Origin of the sequence: Pseudomonas sp. 31-12 (assembly GCF_003151075.1) — a bacterium.
Classification (GTDB): Bacteria; Pseudomonadota; Gammaproteobacteria; order Pseudomonadales; family Pseudomonadaceae; genus Aquipseudomonas.
Map to the genome: position 1 here is coordinate 1,506,069 of NZ_CP029482.1, position 20,464 is coordinate 1,526,532.

General features: G+C 58.9%; 19 protein-coding genes. 16 read left to right on the forward strand and 3 right to left on the reverse strand.

The features are described 5' to 3' along the window. The first annotated feature begins 74 nt into the window (after positions 1-74). The 6 genes from tilS to ispD all read left to right on the forward strand — a co-directional run bounded on the left by tilS (position 75) and on the right by ispD (position 6,761). Positions 75-1,403 carry a tRNA lysidine(34) synthetase TilS gene (gene tilS / locus DJ564_RS06875; protein WP_109628217.1) on the forward strand — a complete coding sequence of 443 codons (1,329 nt, stop codon included), beginning with the start codon at positions 75-77 and terminating at the stop codon, positions 1,401-1,403. A gap of 274 nt (positions 1,404-1,677) precedes the next feature. Beyond that, complete coding sequence (locus DJ564_RS06880; protein ID WP_109628218.1) at positions 1,678-3,309, forward strand: CTP synthase; 1,632 nt, start codon at positions 1,678-1,680, stop codon at positions 3,307-3,309. 5 nt (positions 3,310-3,314) lie between these two features. Then, positions 3,315-4,160 (forward strand): 3-deoxy-8-phosphooctulonate synthase, encoded by an 846-nt coding sequence (kdsA, locus tag DJ564_RS06885; RefSeq protein ID WP_084322286.1) that lies wholly within the window; start codon positions 3,315-3,317, stop codon positions 4,158-4,160. Between the two features lie 156 nt (positions 4,161-4,316). Further along, positions 4,317-5,606 (forward strand): phosphopyruvate hydratase, encoded by a 1,290-nt coding sequence (eno, locus tag DJ564_RS06890; RefSeq protein WP_033059918.1) that lies wholly within the window; start codon positions 4,317-4,319, stop codon positions 5,604-5,606. 172 nt (positions 5,607-5,778) lie between these two features. Next, positions 5,779-6,057, forward strand: a complete 279-nt coding sequence (gene ftsB / locus DJ564_RS06895) for a cell division protein FtsB (RefSeq protein ID WP_008028992.1) — start codon at positions 5,779-5,781, stop codon at positions 6,055-6,057. Next, on the forward strand, positions 6,054-6,761 hold the full coding sequence (gene ispD, locus DJ564_RS06900) for a 2-C-methyl-D-erythritol 4-phosphate cytidylyltransferase (protein WP_109628219.1): 708 nt from the start codon (positions 6,054-6,056) through the stop codon (positions 6,759-6,761). The genes ftsB and ispD overlap by 4 nt, the downstream gene beginning before the upstream one ends. 136 nt (positions 6,762-6,897) lie before the next feature. Here ispD and DJ564_RS06905 read toward each other — a convergent pair whose 3' ends face one another. Next, positions 6,898-7,794 carry a LysR substrate-binding domain-containing protein gene (locus tag DJ564_RS06905; protein ID WP_109628220.1) on the reverse strand — a complete coding sequence of 299 codons (897 nt, stop codon included), beginning with the start codon at positions 7,792-7,794 and terminating at the stop codon, positions 6,898-6,900. Between the two features lie 106 nt (positions 7,795-7,900). On the opposite strand from DJ564_RS06905, the gene DJ564_RS06910 reads away from it, so the two are divergent. The 8 genes from DJ564_RS06910 (at position 7,901) to rpoS (ending at position 15,035) form a co-directional block, all read left to right on the forward strand. After that, positions 7,901-9,013: an S-(hydroxymethyl)glutathione dehydrogenase/class III alcohol dehydrogenase gene (locus DJ564_RS06910; RefSeq protein ID WP_109628221.1), complete on the forward strand. Its 1,113-nt coding sequence runs from the start codon at positions 7,901-7,903 to the stop codon at positions 9,011-9,013. Positions 9,014-9,021: 8 nt separating this feature from the next. Beyond that, the gene (fghA, locus tag DJ564_RS06915) at positions 9,022-9,867 is read left to right on the forward strand and encodes an S-formylglutathione hydrolase (protein ID WP_109628222.1); all 846 of its coding nucleotides are present in this window, start codon (positions 9,022-9,024) and stop codon (positions 9,865-9,867) included. Positions 9,868-9,910: 43 nt separating this feature from the next. Further along, a complete protein-coding gene (gene ispF, locus DJ564_RS06920; protein ID WP_008154023.1) occupies positions 9,911-10,384 on the forward strand; it encodes a 2-C-methyl-D-erythritol 2,4-cyclodiphosphate synthase in 474 nt (157 codons plus the stop codon). Continuing rightward, a complete protein-coding gene (gene truD, locus DJ564_RS06925) occupies positions 10,381-11,439 on the forward strand; it encodes a tRNA pseudouridine(13) synthase TruD (RefSeq protein WP_109628223.1) in 1,059 nt (352 codons plus the stop codon). Before ispF ends, truD begins: the two co-directional genes overlap by 4 nt. Further along, on the forward strand, positions 11,427-12,176 hold the full coding sequence (gene surE, locus DJ564_RS06930; protein WP_109628224.1) for a 5'/3'-nucleotidase SurE: 750 nt from the start codon (positions 11,427-11,429) through the stop codon (positions 12,174-12,176). Before truD ends, surE begins: the two co-directional genes overlap by 13 nt. Positions 12,177-12,217: 41 nt before the next feature. Beyond that, complete coding sequence (locus tag DJ564_RS06935; protein ID WP_170948756.1) at positions 12,218-12,853, forward strand: protein-L-isoaspartate(D-aspartate) O-methyltransferase; 636 nt, start codon at positions 12,218-12,220, stop codon at positions 12,851-12,853. Positions 12,854-13,064: 211 nt separating this feature from the next. Beyond that, positions 13,065-13,922 carry a peptidoglycan DD-metalloendopeptidase family protein gene (locus tag DJ564_RS06940; protein ID WP_109628226.1) on the forward strand — a complete coding sequence of 286 codons (858 nt, stop codon included), beginning with the start codon at positions 13,065-13,067 and terminating at the stop codon, positions 13,920-13,922. Positions 13,923-14,027: 105 nt separating this feature from the next. Continuing rightward, the gene (rpoS, locus tag DJ564_RS06945) at positions 14,028-15,035 is read left to right on the forward strand and encodes an RNA polymerase sigma factor RpoS (RefSeq protein WP_046816537.1); all 1,008 of its coding nucleotides are present in this window, start codon (positions 14,028-14,030) and stop codon (positions 15,033-15,035) included. Positions 15,036-15,508: 473 nt separating this feature from the next. Here the strand turns inward: rpoS and fdxA are convergent, their stop codons facing one another. Beyond that, positions 15,509-15,832, reverse strand: a complete 324-nt coding sequence (gene fdxA / locus DJ564_RS06950; protein WP_109628227.1) for a ferredoxin FdxA — start codon at positions 15,830-15,832, stop codon at positions 15,509-15,511. A gap of 141 nt (positions 15,833-15,973) precedes the next feature. Continuing rightward, complete coding sequence (gene mutS / locus DJ564_RS06955; RefSeq protein ID WP_178082340.1) at positions 15,974-18,541, reverse strand: DNA mismatch repair protein MutS; 2,568 nt, start codon at positions 18,539-18,541, stop codon at positions 15,974-15,976. 212 nt (positions 18,542-18,753) lie between these two features. Here mutS and DJ564_RS06960 point away from each other — a divergent pair, with 212 nt between their 5' ends. Both DJ564_RS06960 and DJ564_RS06965 read left to right on the forward strand, forming a co-directional pair. After that, a complete protein-coding gene (locus DJ564_RS06960; protein ID WP_109635963.1) occupies positions 18,754-19,488 on the forward strand; it encodes an XRE family transcriptional regulator in 735 nt (244 codons plus the stop codon). Positions 19,489-19,984: 496 nt separating this feature from the next. Then, positions 19,985-20,332 (forward strand): phage holin family protein, encoded by a 348-nt coding sequence (locus tag DJ564_RS06965; RefSeq protein ID WP_109628229.1) that lies wholly within the window; start codon positions 19,985-19,987, stop codon positions 20,330-20,332. Positions 20,333-20,464: the final 132 nt, after the last annotated feature.

Genomic DNA, 20,464 nt, shown 5'->3' on the forward strand with positions numbered 1-20,464 from the left:
ACGATGATGTTGAATGTGATGGCCTCTTCGCGAGCAAGCCCGCTCCCACATTTGTTTTGTGTGGAGTGATCGATATGAGTCGGCCCATGATTGATCTACCGGCCAGGCTGCTCCTGAACCTGAAACCGTGGCGCAACGCTCAGGCCTGGCGCATCGCCTTCAGTGGCGGTCTCGACTCCACCGTCCTGCTGCACCTCCTCGTCCATCTCGAAAAAACCGAATCCCTGCCCGCGATCAGCGCCATTCATGTCCATCACGGCCTGCAGGCTGCGGCTGATGCGTGGCCACAACATTGTCAGTCGGTCTGTGACGCGCTGGGTGTGCCGCTACAGGTGGTTCGCGTTCAGGTTCAGCCCGGCGCCAGCCTTGAACGTGCCGCCCGGGATGCGCGCTATGGCGCCTTCGTTGAAGCCACTCAGGCCAATGAACTGCTGCTGACCGCGCAACACCGCGACGATCAGGCGGAAACCCTGCTGTTCCGGCTGTTGCGCGGGGCAGGGGTGAGAGGGTTGTCGGGCATGCCTCGCGAGCGGGTCCTGGGTCGCGGGCATCTTCTACGTCCGTTGCTTGATGTCGCGCGCGCCGAGCTTGAGGCTTACGCGACTGAGCATCAGTTGAAGTGGGTTGAGGACCCATCGAACCAGGACCACCAGTTCTCGCGCAATTACCTGCGGTATCAAGTGTTCCCGGTCCTGACCGAGCGCTGGCCGCAAGCCATGGCGACCATGTCCCGCAGCGCCTCGCATCTGAGCGAAGCGCAGGAGTTGCTCGATGAACTGGCACAAATCGATCTGGCCAGCGCCAGCACCGTCAGTGAGTTCGATTGGCTGGGTGTGCCGTCTCTGGAGCTGGCGCCGCTGGCAAAACTCTCTGCCGCGCGCCAGCGCAACGCACTGAGTCACTGGCTCACAGCGTTGACGCGGCTACCGGACAGCGACCATTGGTCGGGTTGGGACGATTTGCGCGATGCCACTGGAGATGCCCGTCCAGTCTGGCGGCTGGCCGATGGCGAATTGCATCGGGCGGGGGGGCGTATTTGGTGGCTCTCCGGCGCATGGCTGCGCAATCCGCCACACGCCGGCGCATGGGCTGATCCCTCGATAGCGCTGGTGTTACCGGAAAATGGCGTACTGACGTTCACTGGCCAGATCCCCGATGGCCCGCTGCAGATCCGCTATCGTGAGGGGGGAGAGGTCATGACTCTGCCTGATCGCGGCCACCGGGATCTCAAGCGTTTGCTCAACGAACGCGGTGTTCCAGGCTTCGTCCGTGGCAGATTGCCGCTGCTCTACCGAGACACGCAATTGCTGGCGGTGGCCAGCCTGCGGGGTCTCGATGGCTGTGAGCCGCAGGGCTGGCATTTGCATTGGGACCCACTGAGCGAAGATCAAGGTTTGAGCTGAAAGGGGCTTTCCGGTAGACTACGCTCCCTTCTTGATACAACTTCTGTGGATTCGCCTGAATTACAGAAGTTGCCGATTACCAAGCAGTCTTTGCTGGGCGATTCCAAAAAATGTGTAGCGAGCAACGTACCGGTGTTTCATCTGCCGGTCTGTCCCAACGCGGCGGTTTTTTTGAAAGGTGCACTGTGATTAATGCAGGTGATCGGGGGCTTCGGCCTTCCTTCGCTTTCCCCGGCGGCTCGGACCGCTTTAACGCAGACTTCTAGGGTTTTTCATGACGCGCTACATATTCGTCACGGGCGGTGTTGTTTCTTCATTGGGGAAAGGCATTGCCTCGGCTTCATTGGCGGCCATCCTGGAGGCGCGGGGACTTAAGGTCACCATGCTGAAGCTGGACCCGTACATCAACGTTGACCCGGGCACCATGAGCCCGTTCCAGCACGGTGAAGTGTTCGTCACCCACGACGGCGCCGAGACCGACCTGGACCTGGGCCACTACGAGCGGTTCATCCGCACGACCATGACCCAGAACAACAACTTCACCACCGGCCGTGTCTACGAACACGTCCTGCGCAAAGAGCGCCGTGGTGACTACCTGGGTGCAACCATCCAGGTGATCCCGCACATCACCGACGAAATCAAGCGCCGCATCATCAAGGGCGCGGGCGATGCCGACGTGGCCATGGTCGAGATCGGTGGCACCGTGGGTGACATCGAGTCGCAACCGTTCCTCGAAGCCATCCGTCAATTGCGTTTCGAAGTCGGCGCCAAGCGCGCGATGCTGATGCACCTGACACTGGTGCCGTACATCGCCACGGCCGGCGAAACCAAAACCAAGCCAACCCAGCATTCGGTCAAGGAACTGCGTTCCATCGGCCTGCAGCCAGACGTGCTGGTGTGCCGCTCTGATCACCCGATCGACATCTCGTCGCGTCGCAAGATCGCGCAATTCACCAACGTTGAAGAACGTGCGGTGATCGCGCTGGAAGACGCCGACACCATCTACAAGATCCCGGGCATCCTGCACTCCCAGGGCCTGGACGATTTCGTTGTCGAACGCTTCGGCCTGCAATGCGGCAGCGCTGATCTGTCCGAGTGGGAAGCCGTGGTTGACGCCAAGCTGAACCCGGAACACGAAGTCACCATCGCGATGGTCGGCAAGTACATGGAACTGCTGGACGCCTATAAGTCGCTGATCGAAGCGATGAGTCACGCCGGCATCAGCAACCGCACCAAGGTCAACCTGCGCTACATCGATTCCGAAGACATCGAAAACCAGGGCACTGCGCTGCTGGAAGGTGTCGACGCGATCCTCGTACCGGGCGGCTTCGGTCTGCGTGGCGTGGAAGGCAAGATCACCGCCGTTCAATACGCTCGCGAAAACAAGGTTCCGTACCTCGGCATCTGCCTGGGCATGCAAGTGGCCGTGATCGAGTTCGCTCGCAACGTGCTGGGCTGGAAAGACGCCAACTCCACCGAGTTCGATCGCGCCAGCGGTCACCCGGTCGTGGGTCTGATCACCGAGTGGGAAGATGCCACCGGTGCCGTCGAAACCCGTACCGAAGCGTCCGACCTGGGCGGCACCATGCGCCTCGGCGCTCAGGATTGCCTGCTTGAGCCGGGTTCCCTGGTGCACGATTGCTACGCCAAGGACGTGATCGTCGAGCGTCACCGTCATCGCTACGAAGTGAACAACAACCTGCTGCCGCAAATCATGGAAGCCGGCCTGAAAATCTCCGGTCGTTCCGGTGATGGCGCGCTGGTCGAAGTGGTTGAAGCCCCGGATCATCCATGGTTCGTCGCTTGCCAGTTCCACCCTGAGTTCACCTCGACACCGCGCGACGGTCACCCGTTGTTCAGCGGTTTCGTCAAAGCAGCTTTGGTTCAACACCAGAAGAAGGCGTAACTCCAATGGCGCAGAAGATCATCCGTGTAGGCGATATCGAGATTGCCAACGACAAGCCAATGGTGCTTTTCGGTGGCATGAACGTGCTGGAAAGCCGCGACATGGCGATGCAGGTCTGCGAAGAGTACGTAAAGGTTACCGAGAAACTCGGTATCCCTTACGTGTTCAAGGCCAGCTTCGACAAGGCCAACCGTTCCTCCGTGACCTCCTACCGTGGCCCCGGCCTGGAAGAGGGCATGCGGATTTTCCAGGACATCAAGCAAGCCTTCGGCGTGCCGATCATCACCGACGTCCACGAGCCTGAGCAGGCCGCGGTCGTCGCTGAAGTCTGCGACATCATCCAGTTGCCGGCCTTCCTGTCGCGCCAGACCGACCTCGTGGTCGCGATGGCCAAGACCGGCGCAGTGATCAACATCAAGAAAGCCCAGTTCCTCGCGCCTCAGGAAATGAAACACATCCTGAACAAGTGCGTGGAAGCGGGTAACGATCAGTTGATCCTCTGCGAACGTGGTTCGAGCTTCGGCTACAACAACCTGGTCGTCGACATGCTCGGCTTCGGCATCATGAAGCAGTTCGAATACCCGGTGTTCTTCGACGTGACCCACGCGCTGCAAATGCCCGGTGGTCGCTCCGATTCCGCTGGCGGCCGTCGCGCCCAGGTCCTCGATCTGGCCAAGGCCGGCATGAGCCAGTCGCTGGCCGGTCTGTTCCTCGAGGCCCACCCGGACCCGGACAACGCCAAATGCGACGGCCCTTGTGCCTTGCGCCTGGACAAACTGGAGCCATTCCTGGCCCAGCTCAAAGCTCTGGACGAACTGGTGAAGAGTTTTCCGACGGTAGAGACCGCGTAAACCTCATTTCTCCGGTAAAGTACCGCACGATTTGTTGCTCAGGCCCTCGGGCCTGAGCCTTATCGTCCGCAAGTCTGCCCGCTGCATACCACTTGCCGACGGTAAAAGATTTCCTCTAGCTGCGTCGTTTTCGTCAACTTTGGAGTGTTTACAACAATGGCAAAAATCGTCGACATCAAAGGTCGTGAAGTTCTCGACTCCCGTGGCAATCCCACCGTGGAAGCGGACGTGCTTCTCGATAACGGCATCATCGGCAGCGCTTGCGCGCCGTCCGGTGCTTCCACTGGCTCGCGTGAAGCGCTCGAGCTGCGTGATGGCGACAAGAGCCGTTACCTGGGCAAAGGCGTACTCAAAGCCGTTGCCAACATCAACGGTCCGATCCGCGACCTGTTGAAAGGCGCAGACCCAAGCGACCAGAAAGCGCTGGATCACGCGATGATCAAGCTCGACGGTACTGAAAACAAAGGTTCCCTGGGCGCCAACGCGATCCTCGCCGTTTCCCTGGCCGCGGCCAAGGCAGCAGCACAGGACCAGGACCTGCCGCTGTACGCGCACATCGCCAACCTGAACGGCACCCCGGGTGTTTACTCGATGCCGGTTCCGATGATGAACATCATCAACGGTGGCGAGCACGCCGATAACAACGTCGACATCCAGGAATTCATGGTTCAGCCGGTTGGCGCCAAGTCTTTCTCGGAAGGCCTGCGCATGGGCACCGAGATTTTCCATCACCTCAAAGCCGTTCTGAAGGCCCGTGGCCTGAGCACTGCAGTTGGCGACGAAGGTGGTTTCGCACCGAACCTGGCTTCCAACGAAGACGCTTTGAAAGTGATCTCCGAAGCCGTGGCCAACGCCGGTTACAAACTGGGCACCGACGTGACCCTGGCACTGGACTGCGCGGCCAGCGAATTCTACGAAGACGGTAAATACAACCTGTCCGGCGAAGGCCAGGTGTTCACCGCTGAAGGTTTCGCTGATTACCTGAAAGGCCTGACCGAGCGTTATCCGATCATCTCGATCGAAGACGGTCTGGACGAGTCCGACTGGGCTGGCTGGAAAATCCTCACCGACAAGATCGGCGAGAAAGTCCAACTGGTCGGCGACGACCTGTTCGTGACCAACACCAAGATCCTGAAAGAAGGCATCGACAAAAAGATCGCCAACTCGATCCTGATCAAGTTCAACCAGATCGGCACCCTGACCGAAACCCTGGAAGCCATCCAGATGGCCAAGGCCGCTGGTTACACCGCTGTGATCTCGCACCGCTCCGGCGAAACCGAAGATTCGACCATTGCCGACCTGGCCGTGGGCACCTCGGCTGGCCAGATCAAGACCGGTTCCCTGTGCCGTTCGGACCGCGTATCCAAGTACAACCAACTGCTGCGTATCGAAGAGCAGTTGAATGGCAAAGCCAAGTACAACGGTCGCAGCGAATTCCGCGGCTGATTGCTACAGCGTAAAAAAGACACCGGATTGTGTCGGAAAAATCGCTACAGCGACGTTTTTGCCACTAATCTGATGCCTTAAGAGCACAAGCCTGGGTCTTCCAGGCTTCGTGCTATCAGAAGCTTCATAGTTTTGGCATGGCTGTCTTTTTCCACTGGATACCTGATATTCGATGCGCAGTCCCAATTGGTTGTTCCTCGTCTTGCTCTTGCTGCTGGCTGGCCTGCAATACCGCCTGTGGGTGGGTAATGGCAGTCTGGCGCAAGTGGCCGAGCTGACTCAGCAGATCGCGGATCAACACGCTGAGAACGAAGGATTGCTGGAGCGCAATCGGGTCATGGACGCTGAAGTCAGCGAGTTGAAAAAAGGCATGGAGACCGTTGAAGAGCGGGCTCGCCATGAGTTGGGCATGGTCAAGGACGGTGAAACCCTTTACCAGTTGGCCCAATGATCCAGTCGTTACCGGCCTTCTGGGCCGTGATTCCTGCCGCGGGCGTCGGTGCCCGTATGGCTGCGGACCGTCCCAAGCAATACTTGCAACTGGGCGGGCGCACTATTCTCGAACACAGCCTCGGCTGTTTCCTTGATCATCCTGCCCTGAAGGGGTTGGTGGTCAGTCTTGCTGTTGATGATCCTTATTGGCCAAACCTGGCGTGTGCTGCCGATCCGCGTATTCAGCGGGTTGACGGTGGCGACGAGCGTTCCGGCTCGGTGCTCAATGCCTTGCTGCATTTGCATGCGCAGGGTGCGGACGATGAAGATTGGGTGCTGGTGCACGATGCTGCGCGGCCCAACCTGAGCCGTGATGATCTGGACAAGCTGCTAAGCGAATTGGCGGATGATCCTGTCGGCGGACTGCTGGCAGTGCCGGCACGCGATACCTTGAAACGGGTCGACAAGCACGGTCGCGTGGTTGAAACCGTGGATCGCAGCGTGATCTGGCAGGCGTATACGCCGCAGATGTTTCGCCTTGGTGCGTTGCACCGGGCATTGGCGGACAGTCTGGTGGCGGATGCGTTGGTGACGGATGAAGCTTCGGCCATGGAGTGGGCGGGTCTGGCTCCTCGTTTGATCGAAGGTCGATCCGACAATCTCAAAGTCACACGCCCTGAAGACCTCGAATGGCTGCGACAGCGTTGGGCTAATCGCCGCTGAAAGGTTCGTTTGCTTTTCTACCGCCATCGCGAGCAGGCTTACCCCTACACTTGTTAGCGTTACCCACTTTTTTGGTGTTCGCCTGGATCCACTGTGGGAGCCTGCTCGCGATAGCGGCCGGTCAGGCAACTCATCACTAAGCCCGGTACTCCGGCCTTTGCGCCAAACCTTCCTTCAAATAATCCACCAGCTTGCGCACCTTCGGCGACAGATGCCGCTGCTGTGGATAAAGCGCCCAAACCGCCGTATTCGGCGGCTGATGCGCTTCCAGCAGTGAAATCAAAGCACCGCTGTTCAAATGTTCCAGCACGTAGTAATCCGGCAGCTGGCACAACCCAACCCCCTGCAGCGCCGCATCCAATACTGCTTGCCCACTGTTGCAGCGCCAGTTTCCCTGCACCCGTTGCGAAAATTCCCGCCCGTTCTGTTCCAGTTGCCACATGTCCGAACTGCCGATCAGGCAATTGTGCCGGCTGAGCTCCGACAAACTGTGTGGGCGGCCATACCGTTCCAGGTAGGACGGTGATGCGCACAAATACATGCGCCGCGGTGCCAGCCGTGTGGCGACCAGTCGTGAGTCCTGAAGACGACCGAGGCGGATCGCCAGGTCCAGCCCTTCGTGCACCAGATCGAGAGGGCGGTTGCTCAGTTCAATGTCGACGCGCAGTTGCGGATAGAGCGCCATGAAGCGCGTCACCAGCGGCACGATGAAGCGTTCGCCGTACGCCACCGCGCAGGTCATGCGCAGCATGCCCTTGGGTTCGCTGGTCAGGTCGCCGACTGCGCGCAAGGCTTCTTCGCGACCATCCTGCAAACGCTGGCAATGCTGCAAAAAGGTTTGCCCGGCTTCGGTCAGCGTGACCCGACGGGTGCTTCGGTACAGCAGCCGCGTCTGAAGGCGTTCTTCGAGGCGTACGATTTGTCGGCTGACGTGAGAGGACGAAACCCCAAGCCGTTCCGCAGCCGCGGTGAACTGGCTGCACTCGGCCACGGCGACGAACTCGTCAATCCCTTCCCAGCGGTTTTCGGACATTAGGATTATCCCTGTATGGCAATAATGTTTTGCTTTTGTCCGGATTATTCCTCCTAAGGCGGTGTATTACACTGCCTGTCTCGTTTTTATTCACTGGAGAATCCACATGATCAAGTCGCGCGCTGCCGTTGCCTTCGAGGCCAAGAAACCCCTCGAGATCGTCGAAGTCGATGTCGCCATGCCCAAGGCCGGTGAAGTTCTGTTGCGTGTGGTGGCCTCCGGTGTTTGTCATACCGATGCCTACACCCTGTCGGGCGCTGACCCGGAAGGCATCTTTCCGTCGATCCTCGGTCACGAAGGTGGCGCCGTGGTTGAAGCGATCGGCGAGGGCGTGACCTCCGTCGCCGTCGGCGATCATGTGATCCCGCTGTACACCCCGGAATGCCGCCAGTGCAAATTCTGCCTGTCGGGCAAAACCAACCTGTGCCAGGCGATTCGTGCCACGCAAGGCAAGGGCCTGATGCCAGATGGCACCTCGCGTTTTTCCTACAAAGGCCAGCCGATTTTCCACTACATGGGCACCTCGACGTTCTCCGAGTACACCGTGTTGCCGGAAATCTCGGTCGCCAAGATTGCGAAAGAAGCGCCACTGGAAAAAGTCTGCCTGCTGGGCTGCGGTGTCACCACCGGCATCGGTGCGGTGCTCAATACCGCCAAGGTAAAACCGGGTGACACCGTGGCCATTTTCGGTCTCGGCGGCATCGGTCTGTCAGCTGTGATCGGCGCGGTCAAAGCCAAGGCAGGGCGGATCATTGCCATCGACATCAACCCGGCCAAATTCGAAATCGCCAAGCAACTCGGTGCAACCGACTGCGTGAACCCGAAAGGCTTCGACCGTCCGATCCAGGAAGTTATCGTCGACATGACTGACGGCGGCGTCGACTTTTCCTTCGAGTGCATCGGCAATGTGCAATTGATGCGCGCCGCACTTGAGTGCTGCCACAAGGGTTGGGGTGAGTCGGTGATCATCGGCGTGGCCGGTGCCGGCCAGGAAATCTCTACCCGTCCATTCCAACTGGTCACCGGTCGCGTCTGGCGCGGTTCGGCGTTCGGTGGCGTGCGCGGTCGTACCGAGTTGCCAAGCTACGTCGAGATGGCCGAGACCGGCGAAATCCCGCTGGATACGTTCATCACCCACACCATGGGTCTGGAAGACATCAACAAGGCTTTCGACCTGATGCACGAAGGCAAAAGCATCCGTAGCGTCATCCATTTCTGAGGTCGGTCATGAGCCTGGAAAATATCTCCTGCCAGAAAAGCTTTGGCGGCTGGCACAAACGCTACAAGCACCGCTCCGATGTGCTCGGCTGCGACATGGTGTTCGCCGTGTACCTGCCGCCGCAAGCGGAGCAGGGCGGCAAGTTGCCGGTGCTGTATTGGTTGTCCGGCCTGACCTGCACCGACGAGAATTTCATGCATAAGGCCGGCGCGATGCGTATGGCCGTCGAGTTGGGGTTGATCATCGTCGCGCCGGACACCAGCCCTCGCGGCCCTGATGTGCCCGGCGATCCGAACGGTGCCTGGGACTTCGGTCTCGGCGCCGGGTTTTATCTGAATGCCACGCAGGAACCTTGGTCGCGGCACTATCGGATGCATGACTATGTCGTGCAGGAATTGCCGGCATTGGTCGAAGCCCATTTCCCCGCTTCGGACAAACGCGGCATCAGCGGTCACTCCATGGGTGGTCACGGTGCGCTGGTCTGCGCGTTGCGCAATCCGGGGCGATATCAATCGGTGTCGGCGTTCTCGCCGATCAACAATCCGATGGATTGCCCTTGGGGTCAGAAGGCCTTTTCCCGTTACCTGGGCGAAGACCGCTCGAAATGGCGTGAATGGGATGCTTGCGCGTTGATCGCCGAGGCCGACGAGAAGTTGCCACTGCTGGTCGATCAAGGTGATCGCGATGATTTCCTCGCCACCCAGCTCAAGCCTGAAGCCTTGCAACAGGCTGCCAAACTGGCCGGTCATCCGCTGACGTTGCGCCTGCAACCGGGCTACGACCACAGCTATTTCTTCATCGCCAGTTTCATCGACGACCACTTGCAACATCATGGGCGCGCCCTAGGCGCCTAATGCAGGTAGAATCACGCCCTGACAAAAATCGGGGCGTTTTTTTATGCGTATTGGCCACGGCTATGATGTGCACCGTTTCGCTGAAGGCGATTTCATTACTCTGGGCGGCGTGCGTATCGCACACGGCTTCGGGCTGCTCGCTCATTCCGACGGTGACGTCCTGCTGCACGCCTTGAGCGATGCCTTGCTCGGCGCTGCTGCGCTGGGTGATATCGGCAAGCACTTCCCGGACACCGACCCGACATACAAGGGCGCCGACAGCCGCGTGCTGTTGCGTCACGTCGTCGCACTGATCCACGCCAAGGGCTGGAAGGTCGGCAACGTCGATAACACCATCGTCGCCCAAGCGCCGAAAATGGCCCCGCATATCGAATCGATGCGCGCGCTGATTGCTGCGGATCTTCAAGTTGAGTTGGATCAAGTGAACGTGAAAGCTACCACCACCGAAAAGCTCGGCTTTGTCGGTCGCGAAGAAGGCATTGCCGTGCATTCCGTTGCCTTGTTGCTGCGCGCATGAACGAGGCGCAATTGCTCGGCCCGCGTGCCTACGGCGATGCCCTCGGCACGGCGGTTCTGAAAGCCACGGCGGAAGATTTCCAGGTTGATGAAGTGCTCAACATCCCCCTTAGCGGTGATGGCGAGCACCTGTGGATCTGGGTGGAAAAGCGCGGCCTGAATACTGAAGAAGCCGCACGGCGGATTGCCAAGGCCGCGGGTGTGCCATTGCGCACCGTCAGTTATGCGGGCCTCAAGGATCGCCAGGCGTTGACTCGCCAATGGTTCAGCGTGCAACTGCCGGGCAAGGCGGATCCTGATTTGTCGGCGGCGGAAAACGACACGCTGAAGATCCTCAAGACCGGTCGGCACAAGCGCAAACTGCAGCGCGGTGCCCACTCGGCAAATGGCTTCACCTTGCGCCTGACGCAATTCGCTGGCGACAAAGCTGCGATAGACGAGCGTCTACAACTGATCGCCAAGCATGGTATTCCCAATTATTTCGGCGCACAGCGTTTCGGCTTTGACGGCGGGAACGTGGTCGACGCCCGAGGTTGGGCCGCGCGCAAGGCATTGCCGGAGCAGCGCAACGTGCGTTCGCGGCTGCTCTCCACTGCCCGCAGTTTTCTGTTCAACCAAGTCCTGGCGGCACGTGTGGCGGATGGCACCTGGCAGCAAGCGCAGGTCGGCGATCTACTGGCCTTCACCGACAGCCGCAGCTTTTTCCCGGCAGGTGAAGCCGAATGCAGCGACCCCCGCCTGGCGATTCTCGACCTGCACCCGACCGGTCCTCAGTGGGGCGAAGGTGACTCGCCGGCGACCGGCGCTGTCCATGTACTGGAGCAGGCAATCGCCGCTCGCGAAGCGGATCTGCGCGATTGGTTGATTAACGCCGGAATGAGCCACGAACGTCGCATCCTGCGACTGCCCATTGGTGGGTTGACGTGGCATTATCCCGAGCCTGACATTCTGCAACTGGAATTCGTCCTCCCGGCCGGATGCTTTGCCACCGTATTGGTGCGCGAGCTTGTTGATCTGGTGCCGGTGGGGCAGACGGACAGCCCATGCGTATTCTGATTTCTAACGACGATGGGGTAACCGCACCCGGTCTCGCCGCGCTTTATGCTGCGCTGGCGGATTACACCGAGTGCGTGGTTATCGCCCCGGACCAGGACAAAAGCGGCGCCAGCAGTTCGCTGACGCTCGACCGTCCGTTGCACCCGCAAACTTTGGCCAACGGCTTTATCAGCCTGAACGGCACACCCACCGATTGCGTGCACCTGGGCCTTAACGGCTTGCTGGAGTGCCAACCGGACATGGTGGTTTCCGGCATCAACCTGGGCGCCAACCTGGGGGACGACGTGTTGTATTCCGGCACTGTCGCGGCAGCACTTGAGGGTCGTTTCCTCGAGCGTCCTTCGTTCGCCTTTTCGTTGGTCTCACGGCAAGTGGAGAACCTTCCCACAGCCGCTTACTTTGCGCGCAAACTGGTCGAGGCCCACGCCGACCTCGACTTGCCACCGCGCACGGTATTGAACGTGAACATTCCCAATCTGCCGCTGGATCACATCCGCGGTATTCAGCTGACCCGCCTCGGGCACCGCGCACGTGCGGCGGCGCCGATGAAAGTGGTCGACCCGCGTGGCAAATCCGGATACTGGATTGCCGCCGCCGGGGATGCCGAAGACGGCGGCCCGGGCACCGATTTCCATGCGGTGATGCAGGGCTATGTGTCGATTACCCCGCTGCAACTGGATCGCACCTTCAATGATGCCTTCAGAAGTCTCGATGGCTGGTTGGAGGGGCTGCGCTAATGGCTCGTGAACAAGACGATATTCTGCGCCGCGGCATCGGGATGACTTCGCAACGAACCCGCGAGCGCCTGATTCAACGCCTGTATGAGGAAGGGGTTTCCAACGCCAAGGTGCTGGAAGTCATCCGCCGTACACCGCGCCACCTGTTCGTCGACGAAGCGCTGGCTCATCGCGCCTACGAAGACACGGCGCTGCCGATTGGACACAACCAGACCATCTCCCAGCCTTATATGGTGGCGCGCATGAGCGAGTTGCTGCTGGAAGCAGGTCCCTTGGACAAGGTGATGGAAATCGGCACCGGCTCGGGCTACCAGACGGCGGTACTGTCGCAACTGGTTGAACGGGTGTTCTCCGTGGAGCGCATCAAGGTTTTGCAGGACCGGGCCAAGGAACGCCTGGTGGAGCTGAACCTGCGCAATGTGGTTTTCCGTTGGGGCGATGGCTGGGAAGGGTGGCCGGCACTGGCGCCATACAACGGCATTATCGTGACGGCAGTGGCCACTGATGTCCCTCAGGCGCTGCTCGATCAGTTGGCGCCAGGCGGACGATTGGTGATTCCTGTCGGCTCCGGTGAGGTGCAGCAACTGATGCTGATCATCCGCGAAGAACACGGTTTTTCACGTCGTGTTCTGGGGTCGGTGCGCTTCGTGCCGCTACTCAATGGGCCGCTGGCCTGAGCATTTGTTCAGGCGCGCTGAATTCTCTTCGATTGCCCGGGTCTTACAGCGGCATCGATGAGTTAAACGGGATTCATCGGCGGGCAGCAAACGTGTGCGCGAAGCGATTTCGCTTCATTAAAGGTAAAGCCTGTTTGGCCCGTTATACTTGCGACATTTCGTGCCGGAACACGGCAATCCACATTTTCAGCCACCACAAAGGGAGCGGCGGGTGAGTCTCACAGTCATTGCGCAGCGTATGGGTACAAAGAGCTTTCAGCGCCTGGTGACTGGCCTCGTTTTGAGCACCTTGCTGGTTGGTTGCTCCAGTTCCAAAACGAGCGATGTGCGTGTCGTCGATCGCAATAAAGGCGTCGCCCAGCGTCCGGCGGTGACCACGGGTCAGTACGTCGTTCGACCAAAAGATACGTTGTTCTCGATCGCTTTTCGCTACGGCTGGGACTACAAAGCCCTCGCCGCACGGAACAATATTCCTACGCCGTACACGATCCATCCGGGTCAGACAATTCGCTTCGATGGTCGCTCCGGTTCAACCCCGGCACCGATGGCCAGCGCTACCGATTCAACGCCTTCGTCATCGCTGAAAACCACGGTAATCCGACGCCAACCGAATGGCGCAACTACCAGCACAGCAGTGGTTGCACCGTCCGTCGCCAACAAGCCGACCCCTGCTCCGATGCCTCCAGCCGGTCCGGCCCCGACCGGCTGGGGATGGCCATCTAATGGCATTCTGATAGGAAAGTTCTCCTCAAACGGTAGTTTGAATAAAGGAATTGATATCGCCGGGGATTTGGGACAGCCTGTTTTAGCTGCGTCTGATGGGACGGTGGTATACGCCGGGAGTGGCTTAAGGGGCTACGGCGAATTAGTCATCATCAAACACAGCGACACCTACGTCAGTGCCTACGGACATAACCGCAGGCTGTTGGTTCGGGAGGGGCAGCAGGTCAAGGTCGGACAGACAATTGCCGAAATGGGGTCAACGGGTACAGACCGGGTGAAGCTGCATTTTGAGATTCGCCGACAAGGTAAACCTGTAGATCCGCTGCAGTTCCTGCCGCGTCGTTGATTTGTTACCAGCCTGTTCCGTCACGTAGAGGGAACAGGCTCCAGCGTTGCCAGGGATAAAGGCGCCGCTTGAGCTTGAGGTCGAACTCACCAAAGGACTATAACAATGGCTCTCAGTAAAGAAGTGCCGGAGTTTGACATCGACGATGAGGTTCTCCTTATGGAGACCGGCATCGGTACGGATTCGATGTCGAATGATGAAGGGGCTGCTCCACCTTCCGTTCGTGCCAAATCCAAACACTCCGCTACGTTGAAGCAACACAAATACATCGATTACACGCGGGCACTCGATGCCACGCAGCTGTACCTCAATGAAATCGGCTTTTCCCCATTGCTCTCCCCGGAAGAAGAAGTTCATTTTGCGCGCTTGTCGCAAAGTGGTGATCCGGCCGGGCGCAAGCGCATGATTGAAAGCAACCTGCGGCTGGTGGTGAAAATCGCCCGACGTTATGTCAATCGTGGCCTGTCGCTGCTGGACCTGATCGAAGAGGGCAACCTCGGGCTGATCCGGGCAGTGGAGAAATTCGACCCTGAACGCGGCTTCCGCTTTTCGACTTACGCTACCTGGTGGATTCGTCAGACCATCGAGCGCGCAATCATGAATCAGACCCGGACCATCCGGTTGCCGATCCATGTGGTCAAAGAGCTCAACGTGTACCTGCGGGCTGCACGAGAGCTGACTCAAAAGCTCGATCACGAACCCTCACCCGAAGAAATCGCCAACCTGCTGGAAAAACCAGTGGCAGAGGTCAAGCGCATGCTCGGCTTGAACGAGCGGGTTTCTTCGGTCGACGTCTCGCTGGGTCCGGATTCGGATAAAACCCTGCTGGACACCCTTACGGATGACCGACCAACCGATCCATGTGAGCTGTTGCAGGATGACGACCTGTCCCAGAGCATCGATCAATGGCTTTCGGAGCTGACCGACAAGCAACGCGAAGTGGTGGTACGCCGCTTCGGCTTGCGCGGCCACGAGAGCAGCACGCTTGAAGATGTGGGCCTTGAGATCGGACTGACCCGGGAACGGGTCAGACAGATTCAGGTGGAAGGCCTGAAACGTCTTCGGGAAATTCTCGAGAAGAACGGCCTGTCGAGCGAGTCGCTGTTTCAGTAAGCGACGAGCTTGAGTGGCATTAGAAAACCCCGACTGGTTCGGGGTTTTTTATTATCTGGGAAATGAATGCCGATTGGCTCAGGTTTGTAGTCTCGCGCTGTAAGTCTTTGCTTACTCTTTCGTAAGTGTTCGTTATTTTTACAGTGTGGCAGTCCTCTATCTTCTCTCGTTGCTCACTCTATATATTTGATTTATATGATTATTTTTTAATATTTAAAGCGTGTGACAGACAGTTTCGGCGATTTTTGGCGATTGCTCTCGGTGGGGAATTCTCTAGTATCTGAACTGTGTCAACGGACAGACACGCCCTTCAAGGATGAGGGGAAAGGACATCGCAGGGAGCGATTCATCAGGACGATGAAAAGGAATACAGGGAATAGGGAAAAAATGTGGGCGGGTCAAACCGCCCCTTTTTTTTGCCTGCAGAAAAGCAAAAAGGCCCGCGAGGGGCCTTTTCAAGAACGCGGGGGTAATCAGCGTTCGAGGTGTTCGATCTTGCCTGGCTTGCCATCCCAATCAGCGGAATCGGGCAATGGATCTTTGCGCTCAGTGATGTTTGGCCAGATTTCGGCCAGCTCAACGTTCAGCTGAATGAAGTTTTCCATACCAGCCGGTACTTCATCTTCAGAGAAGATGGCCACGGCAGGGCATTCTGGTTCGCACAGTGCGCAGTCGATGCACTCATCCGGGTGAATCACCAGGAAATTCGGGCCTTCGTAAAAGCAGTCCACCGGACAGACTTCTACGCAGTCGGTGTACTTGCACTTGATGCAGTTGTCGGTGACGACGAAGGTCATTCTAATTCTCTCCTCAGGCGGCGGCAGCGGAGCCCCTTCACGTTGGGGTCGCCAGGTTTGGGAGCGATAGTCTGCAGGCCAGGCTATTAGCCTGCAGCATCCCAAACCGCGCGAGATTCTAACAGCTTGCAGGCAAGTGCGTTAGATCCGTGTCTTTAGTGTATAGAGCATTTCTAGCGCGCGACGCGGTGTCATGTCGTCCAGATCCAGTTTGGCCAGTTCATCCAGCACCGGATGCGGCAGGCTGGCGAACATATCGCTTTGCTGCGGCGCGGCCGGTTTGCCTTTAGTTGGTTTCGGGACTTCATGGGGCAGGGCAGTCGCTTCCAGTCGACCCAGGTGCTCGCGAGCACGCACGATCACTTCGCTCGGCACGCCGGCCAACTGTGCAACCGCCAAGCCGTAGCTCTGGCTGGCAGGTCCGGGCAGCACGTGGTGCAGGAACACGATGCGCTCGTTGTGCTCGGTGGCATTGAGGTGAACGTTGGCCACCAGCGGTTGCGCTTCCGGTAGCACCGTCAGCTCAAAATAGTGGGTGGCAAACAGCGTATACGCCCGCAGATGGGCCAGGCGTTCGGCGGCGGCCCAGGCCAGGGAAAGGCCATCGAAGGTGCTGGTGCCGCGACCGACTTCGTCCATCAGCACCAGGCTGCGTTCGGTGGCGTTGTGCAGAATGTTCGCGGTTTCGCTCATTTCGACCATGAAGGTCGAGCGCCCGCCCGCCAAGTCATCGCTGGAACCGATCCGGGTGAAGATCCGGTCAACCAGCGACAATTCGCAACTGGCCGCCGGCACGAAACTGCCGATGTGCGCCAACAGTACGATCAATGCGGTCTGACGCATGTAGGTGGATTTACCGCCCATGTTCGGACCGGTGATCACCAGCATGCGCGTGTTGTCGTCGAGGCTCAGGTCGTTGGCCACAAACGGCGTGGTCAGCACTTGCTCGACCACCGGGTGGCGACCCTGGGTGATGCGCATGCATGGCTCGTCGACGAATCGCGGGCAGTTAAGGTCGAGGTTCAGGGCGCGCTCGGCAAGGTTGCTCAGCACGTCCAGTTCAGCCAGGGCCGCGGCGGTATCTTGCAGCGGTGGCAATTGGGCGATCAGGTCTTCGAGCAGCGCTTCGTACAGCATCTTCTCGCGGGCGAGGGCACGGCTCTTGGCTGACAGCGCCTTGTCCTCGAACGCTTTCAGTTCCGGCGTGATGAAACGCTCGGCACCTTTAAGCGTCTGGCGACGGATGTAGTCGGCCGGTGCCGACTCTGCCTGTTTGCTCGGCAACTCGATGAAGTAGCCGTGAATTCGGTTGTAGCCGACCTTCAGGTGCGACAGACCGGTGCGCGCCTTCTCGCGTGCTTCCAGATCGATCAGGAACTGCCCGGCGTTTTCGCTCAGCGATTGAAGGTCGTCGAGTTCGCTGTCGTAGCCTGTCTTCAACACACCGCCGTCACGGATCACCGCTGGCGGGTTGTCGATGATGGCTTTCTCCAGCAACGCCGCGAGCTCCGGGTAGGTGCTGGTGGTCTTCGCCAGTTGAATGATGTGCGGCGCTTCCAGCTCGGTCATCGCCACTTGCAACTCAGGCAGTGCACCGAGGGCATCGCGCAGACGAGCGAGGTCGCGAGGACGGGCATTACGCAAACCGATTCGCGCCAGGATCCGCTCGATGTCACCGATTTCCTTGAGCTGCGGTTGCAGCTTTTCGAAACGGTAGCCGTCGAGCAGGCACGTGATCGAGGTCTGGCGCGCCAGCAAAACCTTCAGATCGCGCAACGGCCGGTTCAACCAGCGGGTCAGCAGACGACTGCCCATCGCCGTCTGGCAACGATCAACCACCGATTGCAGCGTGTTGTCACGCCCACCGGCCAGGTTGGTGTCCAGTTCCAGGTTGCGACGGCTCGCGCCATCCAGCACCACGGTGTCGTCCAGGCGTTCATGCCGCAGGCTGCGCAAGTGCGGCAGGGCGGTGCGCTGGGTTTCCTTGGCGTAGCTGAGCAGGCAACCGGCGGCACCGATGGCCAGGGTCAGGTTCTCGCAGCCGAAACCTTTGAGGTCCTGTGTGGAGAACTGCTGGCAAAGGCTTTTCAGTGCCGAGTCGCGTTCGAAATCCCACGGCGCACGGCGACGAACCCCACGGCGTTTCTCTGCCGGCAAGTCCTTCGGCCAGTCATCCGGAATCATCAGCTCCACCGGATTGACCCGCTCCAGTTCCGCCAGCAGGTTTTCCCAGCCTTTGATTTCCAGCACGGTGAAGTTGCCGCTGGTGATGTCCAGCACGGCCAGGCCGAACAGACGTTCGTCACCCAGCACCGCCGCGATCAAGTTATCCCGACGCTCATCCAGCAACGCTTCATCACTGACCGTACCCGGCGTGATGATCCGCACCACCTGACGATCTACCGGCCCTTTGCTGGTCGCCGGATCGCCGACCTGCTCACAAATCACCACCGACTCGCCGAGCTTGACCAGTTTCGCCAGGTAACCTTCCGCTGCGTGGTAAGGAATCCCGCACATTGGTATCGCCTGACCAGCCGACTGCCCACGGGCGGTCAGGGTGATGTCCAGCAACTTGGCGGCCTTCTTCGCGTCTTCATAGAAGATCTCGTAGAAGTCGCCCATGCGATAGAACATCAGCTGGTCGGGGTGCTGGTTCTTCAGGCGCCAGTATTGCTGCATCATTGGCGTGTGCGAGGACAGATCGGACAGTGCTTTATTCATCGGGTATCAGGCAAATTCGTTGAAAGGTGTAGGGCAAAGGAGGGGCATCGGCCCGGCTTTTCCGCGATGGGCGCAAGGTTAACATGAGCGCTCTGCCCGACGCAGGCATGAAAGCCTCGCGGCATCTGTTCTGCTGTTTATGCACGAATTATGCAAATCAGCATTTGCCTCCCGAAAAAAGATCAAGCACTATGCCGGTTATGCAAAAACGCAATGTTTCTTCCGTCTTAAGAGCGCTGCTCGATCAGCACGGGATCTCCCCCACGGAGCTTCACCGTCGCACCGGCGTGCCTCAATCCACTCTCTCGCGGATCCTCAGCGGGAAGATCGTCGATCCTTCGGATAAACACATCTCGAAGATCGCCGAGTACTTCTCCGTGAGCACCGATCTGTTGCGGGGGCGCGCGGATGTCGCTGCCATCGCCAATACCGGGCGCGATCAAGTGCATTCCGAACTCAAGGACATAAGTCTGTGGGACGACGATACACCTATCGATGATGACGAGGTGTCGGTCCCCTTTCTTCGCGAGGTTGAATTGGCTGCTGGATCAGGAAGATTCGTCATCGAGGAAAGCGAGCGCTCTAGCCTGCGTTTCGGCAAACGCAGCTTGCGCCATAACGGTGTGCAGTTCGATCAGGCCAAATGCGTGACGGTGCGCGGCAACAGCATGTTGCCGGTGCTGCGCGATGGCGCCACCGTTGGGGTGAATGCGGGCAAGTGCGGGATTGGCGACATCATTGATGGCGACCTGTATGCCATCAACCACAACGGCCAGTTGCGGGTGAAACAGCTTTATCGTCTGCCGACGGGTATTCGCCTGCGCAGCTTCAATCGCGATGAACATCCGGACGAGGACTACACCTTTCAGGAAGTCCAGGAAGAGCAAATTGTCATCCTGGGTCACGTCTTCTGGTGGGGCATGTACGCCCGTTAACCTCACCGCTCTGCATTAAAACCCGCCTCCGAGCGGGTTTTTTTCGTCTGCCAAAAACCGTCAGCGCCTTTGTTTGCGGGGCTTTCATGCATCAGTGCATTTATCTCGCATAATTAAATGCATTTATGCATTGACTGTATATGCATCCATGCATAATCTTTGTCTCAAGCCGCTCAACAAAGCAGCTCGAAACGACGCTCTTTAGTTCCACCACAAAGGCAGCGATGAACCGGCCTCAACGGTTCAGAGGGTTGGCAACTGACCCGGGTGTGCAGCGTAAAGCACCAGAAGCAGTTATCCGGCGGGCAGGGACCGCGGTCGGAAAAACAATTTGAATGGACTCGTACCGCGCCAGTAGCGCCGAAAAGTCAGCAGGACCGCATTACTGAAAAGCCCGGAACGCTCCGGGCTTTTTGGAATGCCTACCTTCAACACCCCAAGAGACACCGTTTGAAAGAACCACACATCACTCATCAATCACCCCGGGAGGCGTGACATGACAAACGAGCAACAAGCGTTGCTGGACATGCCGATCTGGCTGGTCATCGTGCTCGCCCTGGTGGGCGGGGTGTCCGGCGAAATGTGGCGTGCCGACAAGGACGGTGCCCGCGGCTGGTCACTGCTGCGACGTCTGGCCTTGCGTTCCGGGGCCTGCGTGATCTGCGGGGTCTCGGCCATCATGCTGCTGTACGCCGCCGGCGTGTCGATCTGGGCCGCTTGCGCGTTTGGCTGCCTGACGGCGATGGCCGGGGCGGACGTCGCGATCGGTCTTTACGAACGCTGGGCGGCGAAGCGGATTGGCGTTTGCGAAGTGCCACCGCGCGACACAAGCCAGGATCACTGAAACCCAAGACCAATGGATTGGCGAACAGCGATGCCGACCGGCATCCGACCTGCAAGGACGCGGGTTTCCAATGGCCAGTACCTTTAAATCAAACCCGCCCTCAGCGGGTTTTTTAATGCCCGGTGAAAATCC

Bases quoted from the DNA above. Each gene is read 5' to 3' on its own strand.
- DJ564_RS06935 (WP_170948756.1), top strand. From the start codon at position 12,218: ATGACTTCGCAACGAACCCGCGAGCGCCTGATTCAACGCCTGTATGAG.
- truD (WP_109628223.1), top strand. From the start codon at position 10,381: ATGAACGAGGCGCAATTGCTCGGCCCGCGTGCCTACGGCGATGCCCTC.
- DJ564_RS06905 (WP_109628220.1), bottom strand. From the start codon at position 7,794: ATGTCCGAAAACCGCTGGGAAGGGATTGACGAGTTCGTCGCCGTGGCC.
- eno (WP_033059918.1), top strand. From the start codon at position 4,317: ATGGCAAAAATCGTCGACATCAAAGGTCGTGAAGTTCTCGACTCCCGT.
- tilS (WP_109628217.1), top strand. From the start codon at position 75: ATGAGTCGGCCCATGATTGATCTACCGGCCAGGCTGCTCCTGAACCTG.
- rpoS (WP_046816537.1), top strand. From the start codon at position 14,028: ATGGCTCTCAGTAAAGAAGTGCCGGAGTTTGACATCGACGATGAGGTT.
- surE (WP_109628224.1), top strand. From the start codon at position 11,427: ATGCGTATTCTGATTTCTAACGACGATGGGGTAACCGCACCCGGTCTC.
- fdxA (WP_109628227.1), bottom strand. From the start codon at position 15,832: ATGACCTTCGTCGTCACCGACAACTGCATCAAGTGCAAGTACACCGAC.
- DJ564_RS06960 (WP_109635963.1), top strand. From the start codon at position 18,754: ATGCAAAAACGCAATGTTTCTTCCGTCTTAAGAGCGCTGCTCGATCAG.
- ispF (WP_008154023.1), top strand. From the start codon at position 9,911: ATGCGTATTGGCCACGGCTATGATGTGCACCGTTTCGCTGAAGGCGAT.
- DJ564_RS06910 (WP_109628221.1), top strand. From the start codon at position 7,901: ATGATCAAGTCGCGCGCTGCCGTTGCCTTCGAGGCCAAGAAACCCCTC.
- kdsA (WP_084322286.1), top strand. From the start codon at position 3,315: ATGGCGCAGAAGATCATCCGTGTAGGCGATATCGAGATTGCCAACGAC.
- fghA (WP_109628222.1), top strand. From the start codon at position 9,022: ATGAGCCTGGAAAATATCTCCTGCCAGAAAAGCTTTGGCGGCTGGCAC.
- ftsB (WP_008028992.1), top strand. From the start codon at position 5,779: ATGCGCAGTCCCAATTGGTTGTTCCTCGTCTTGCTCTTGCTGCTGGCT.
- ispD (WP_109628219.1), top strand. From the start codon at position 6,054: ATGATCCAGTCGTTACCGGCCTTCTGGGCCGTGATTCCTGCCGCGGGC.
- DJ564_RS06965 (WP_109628229.1), top strand. From the start codon at position 19,985: ATGACAAACGAGCAACAAGCGTTGCTGGACATGCCGATCTGGCTGGTC.
- DJ564_RS06880 (WP_109628218.1), top strand. From the start codon at position 1,678: ATGACGCGCTACATATTCGTCACGGGCGGTGTTGTTTCTTCATTGGGG.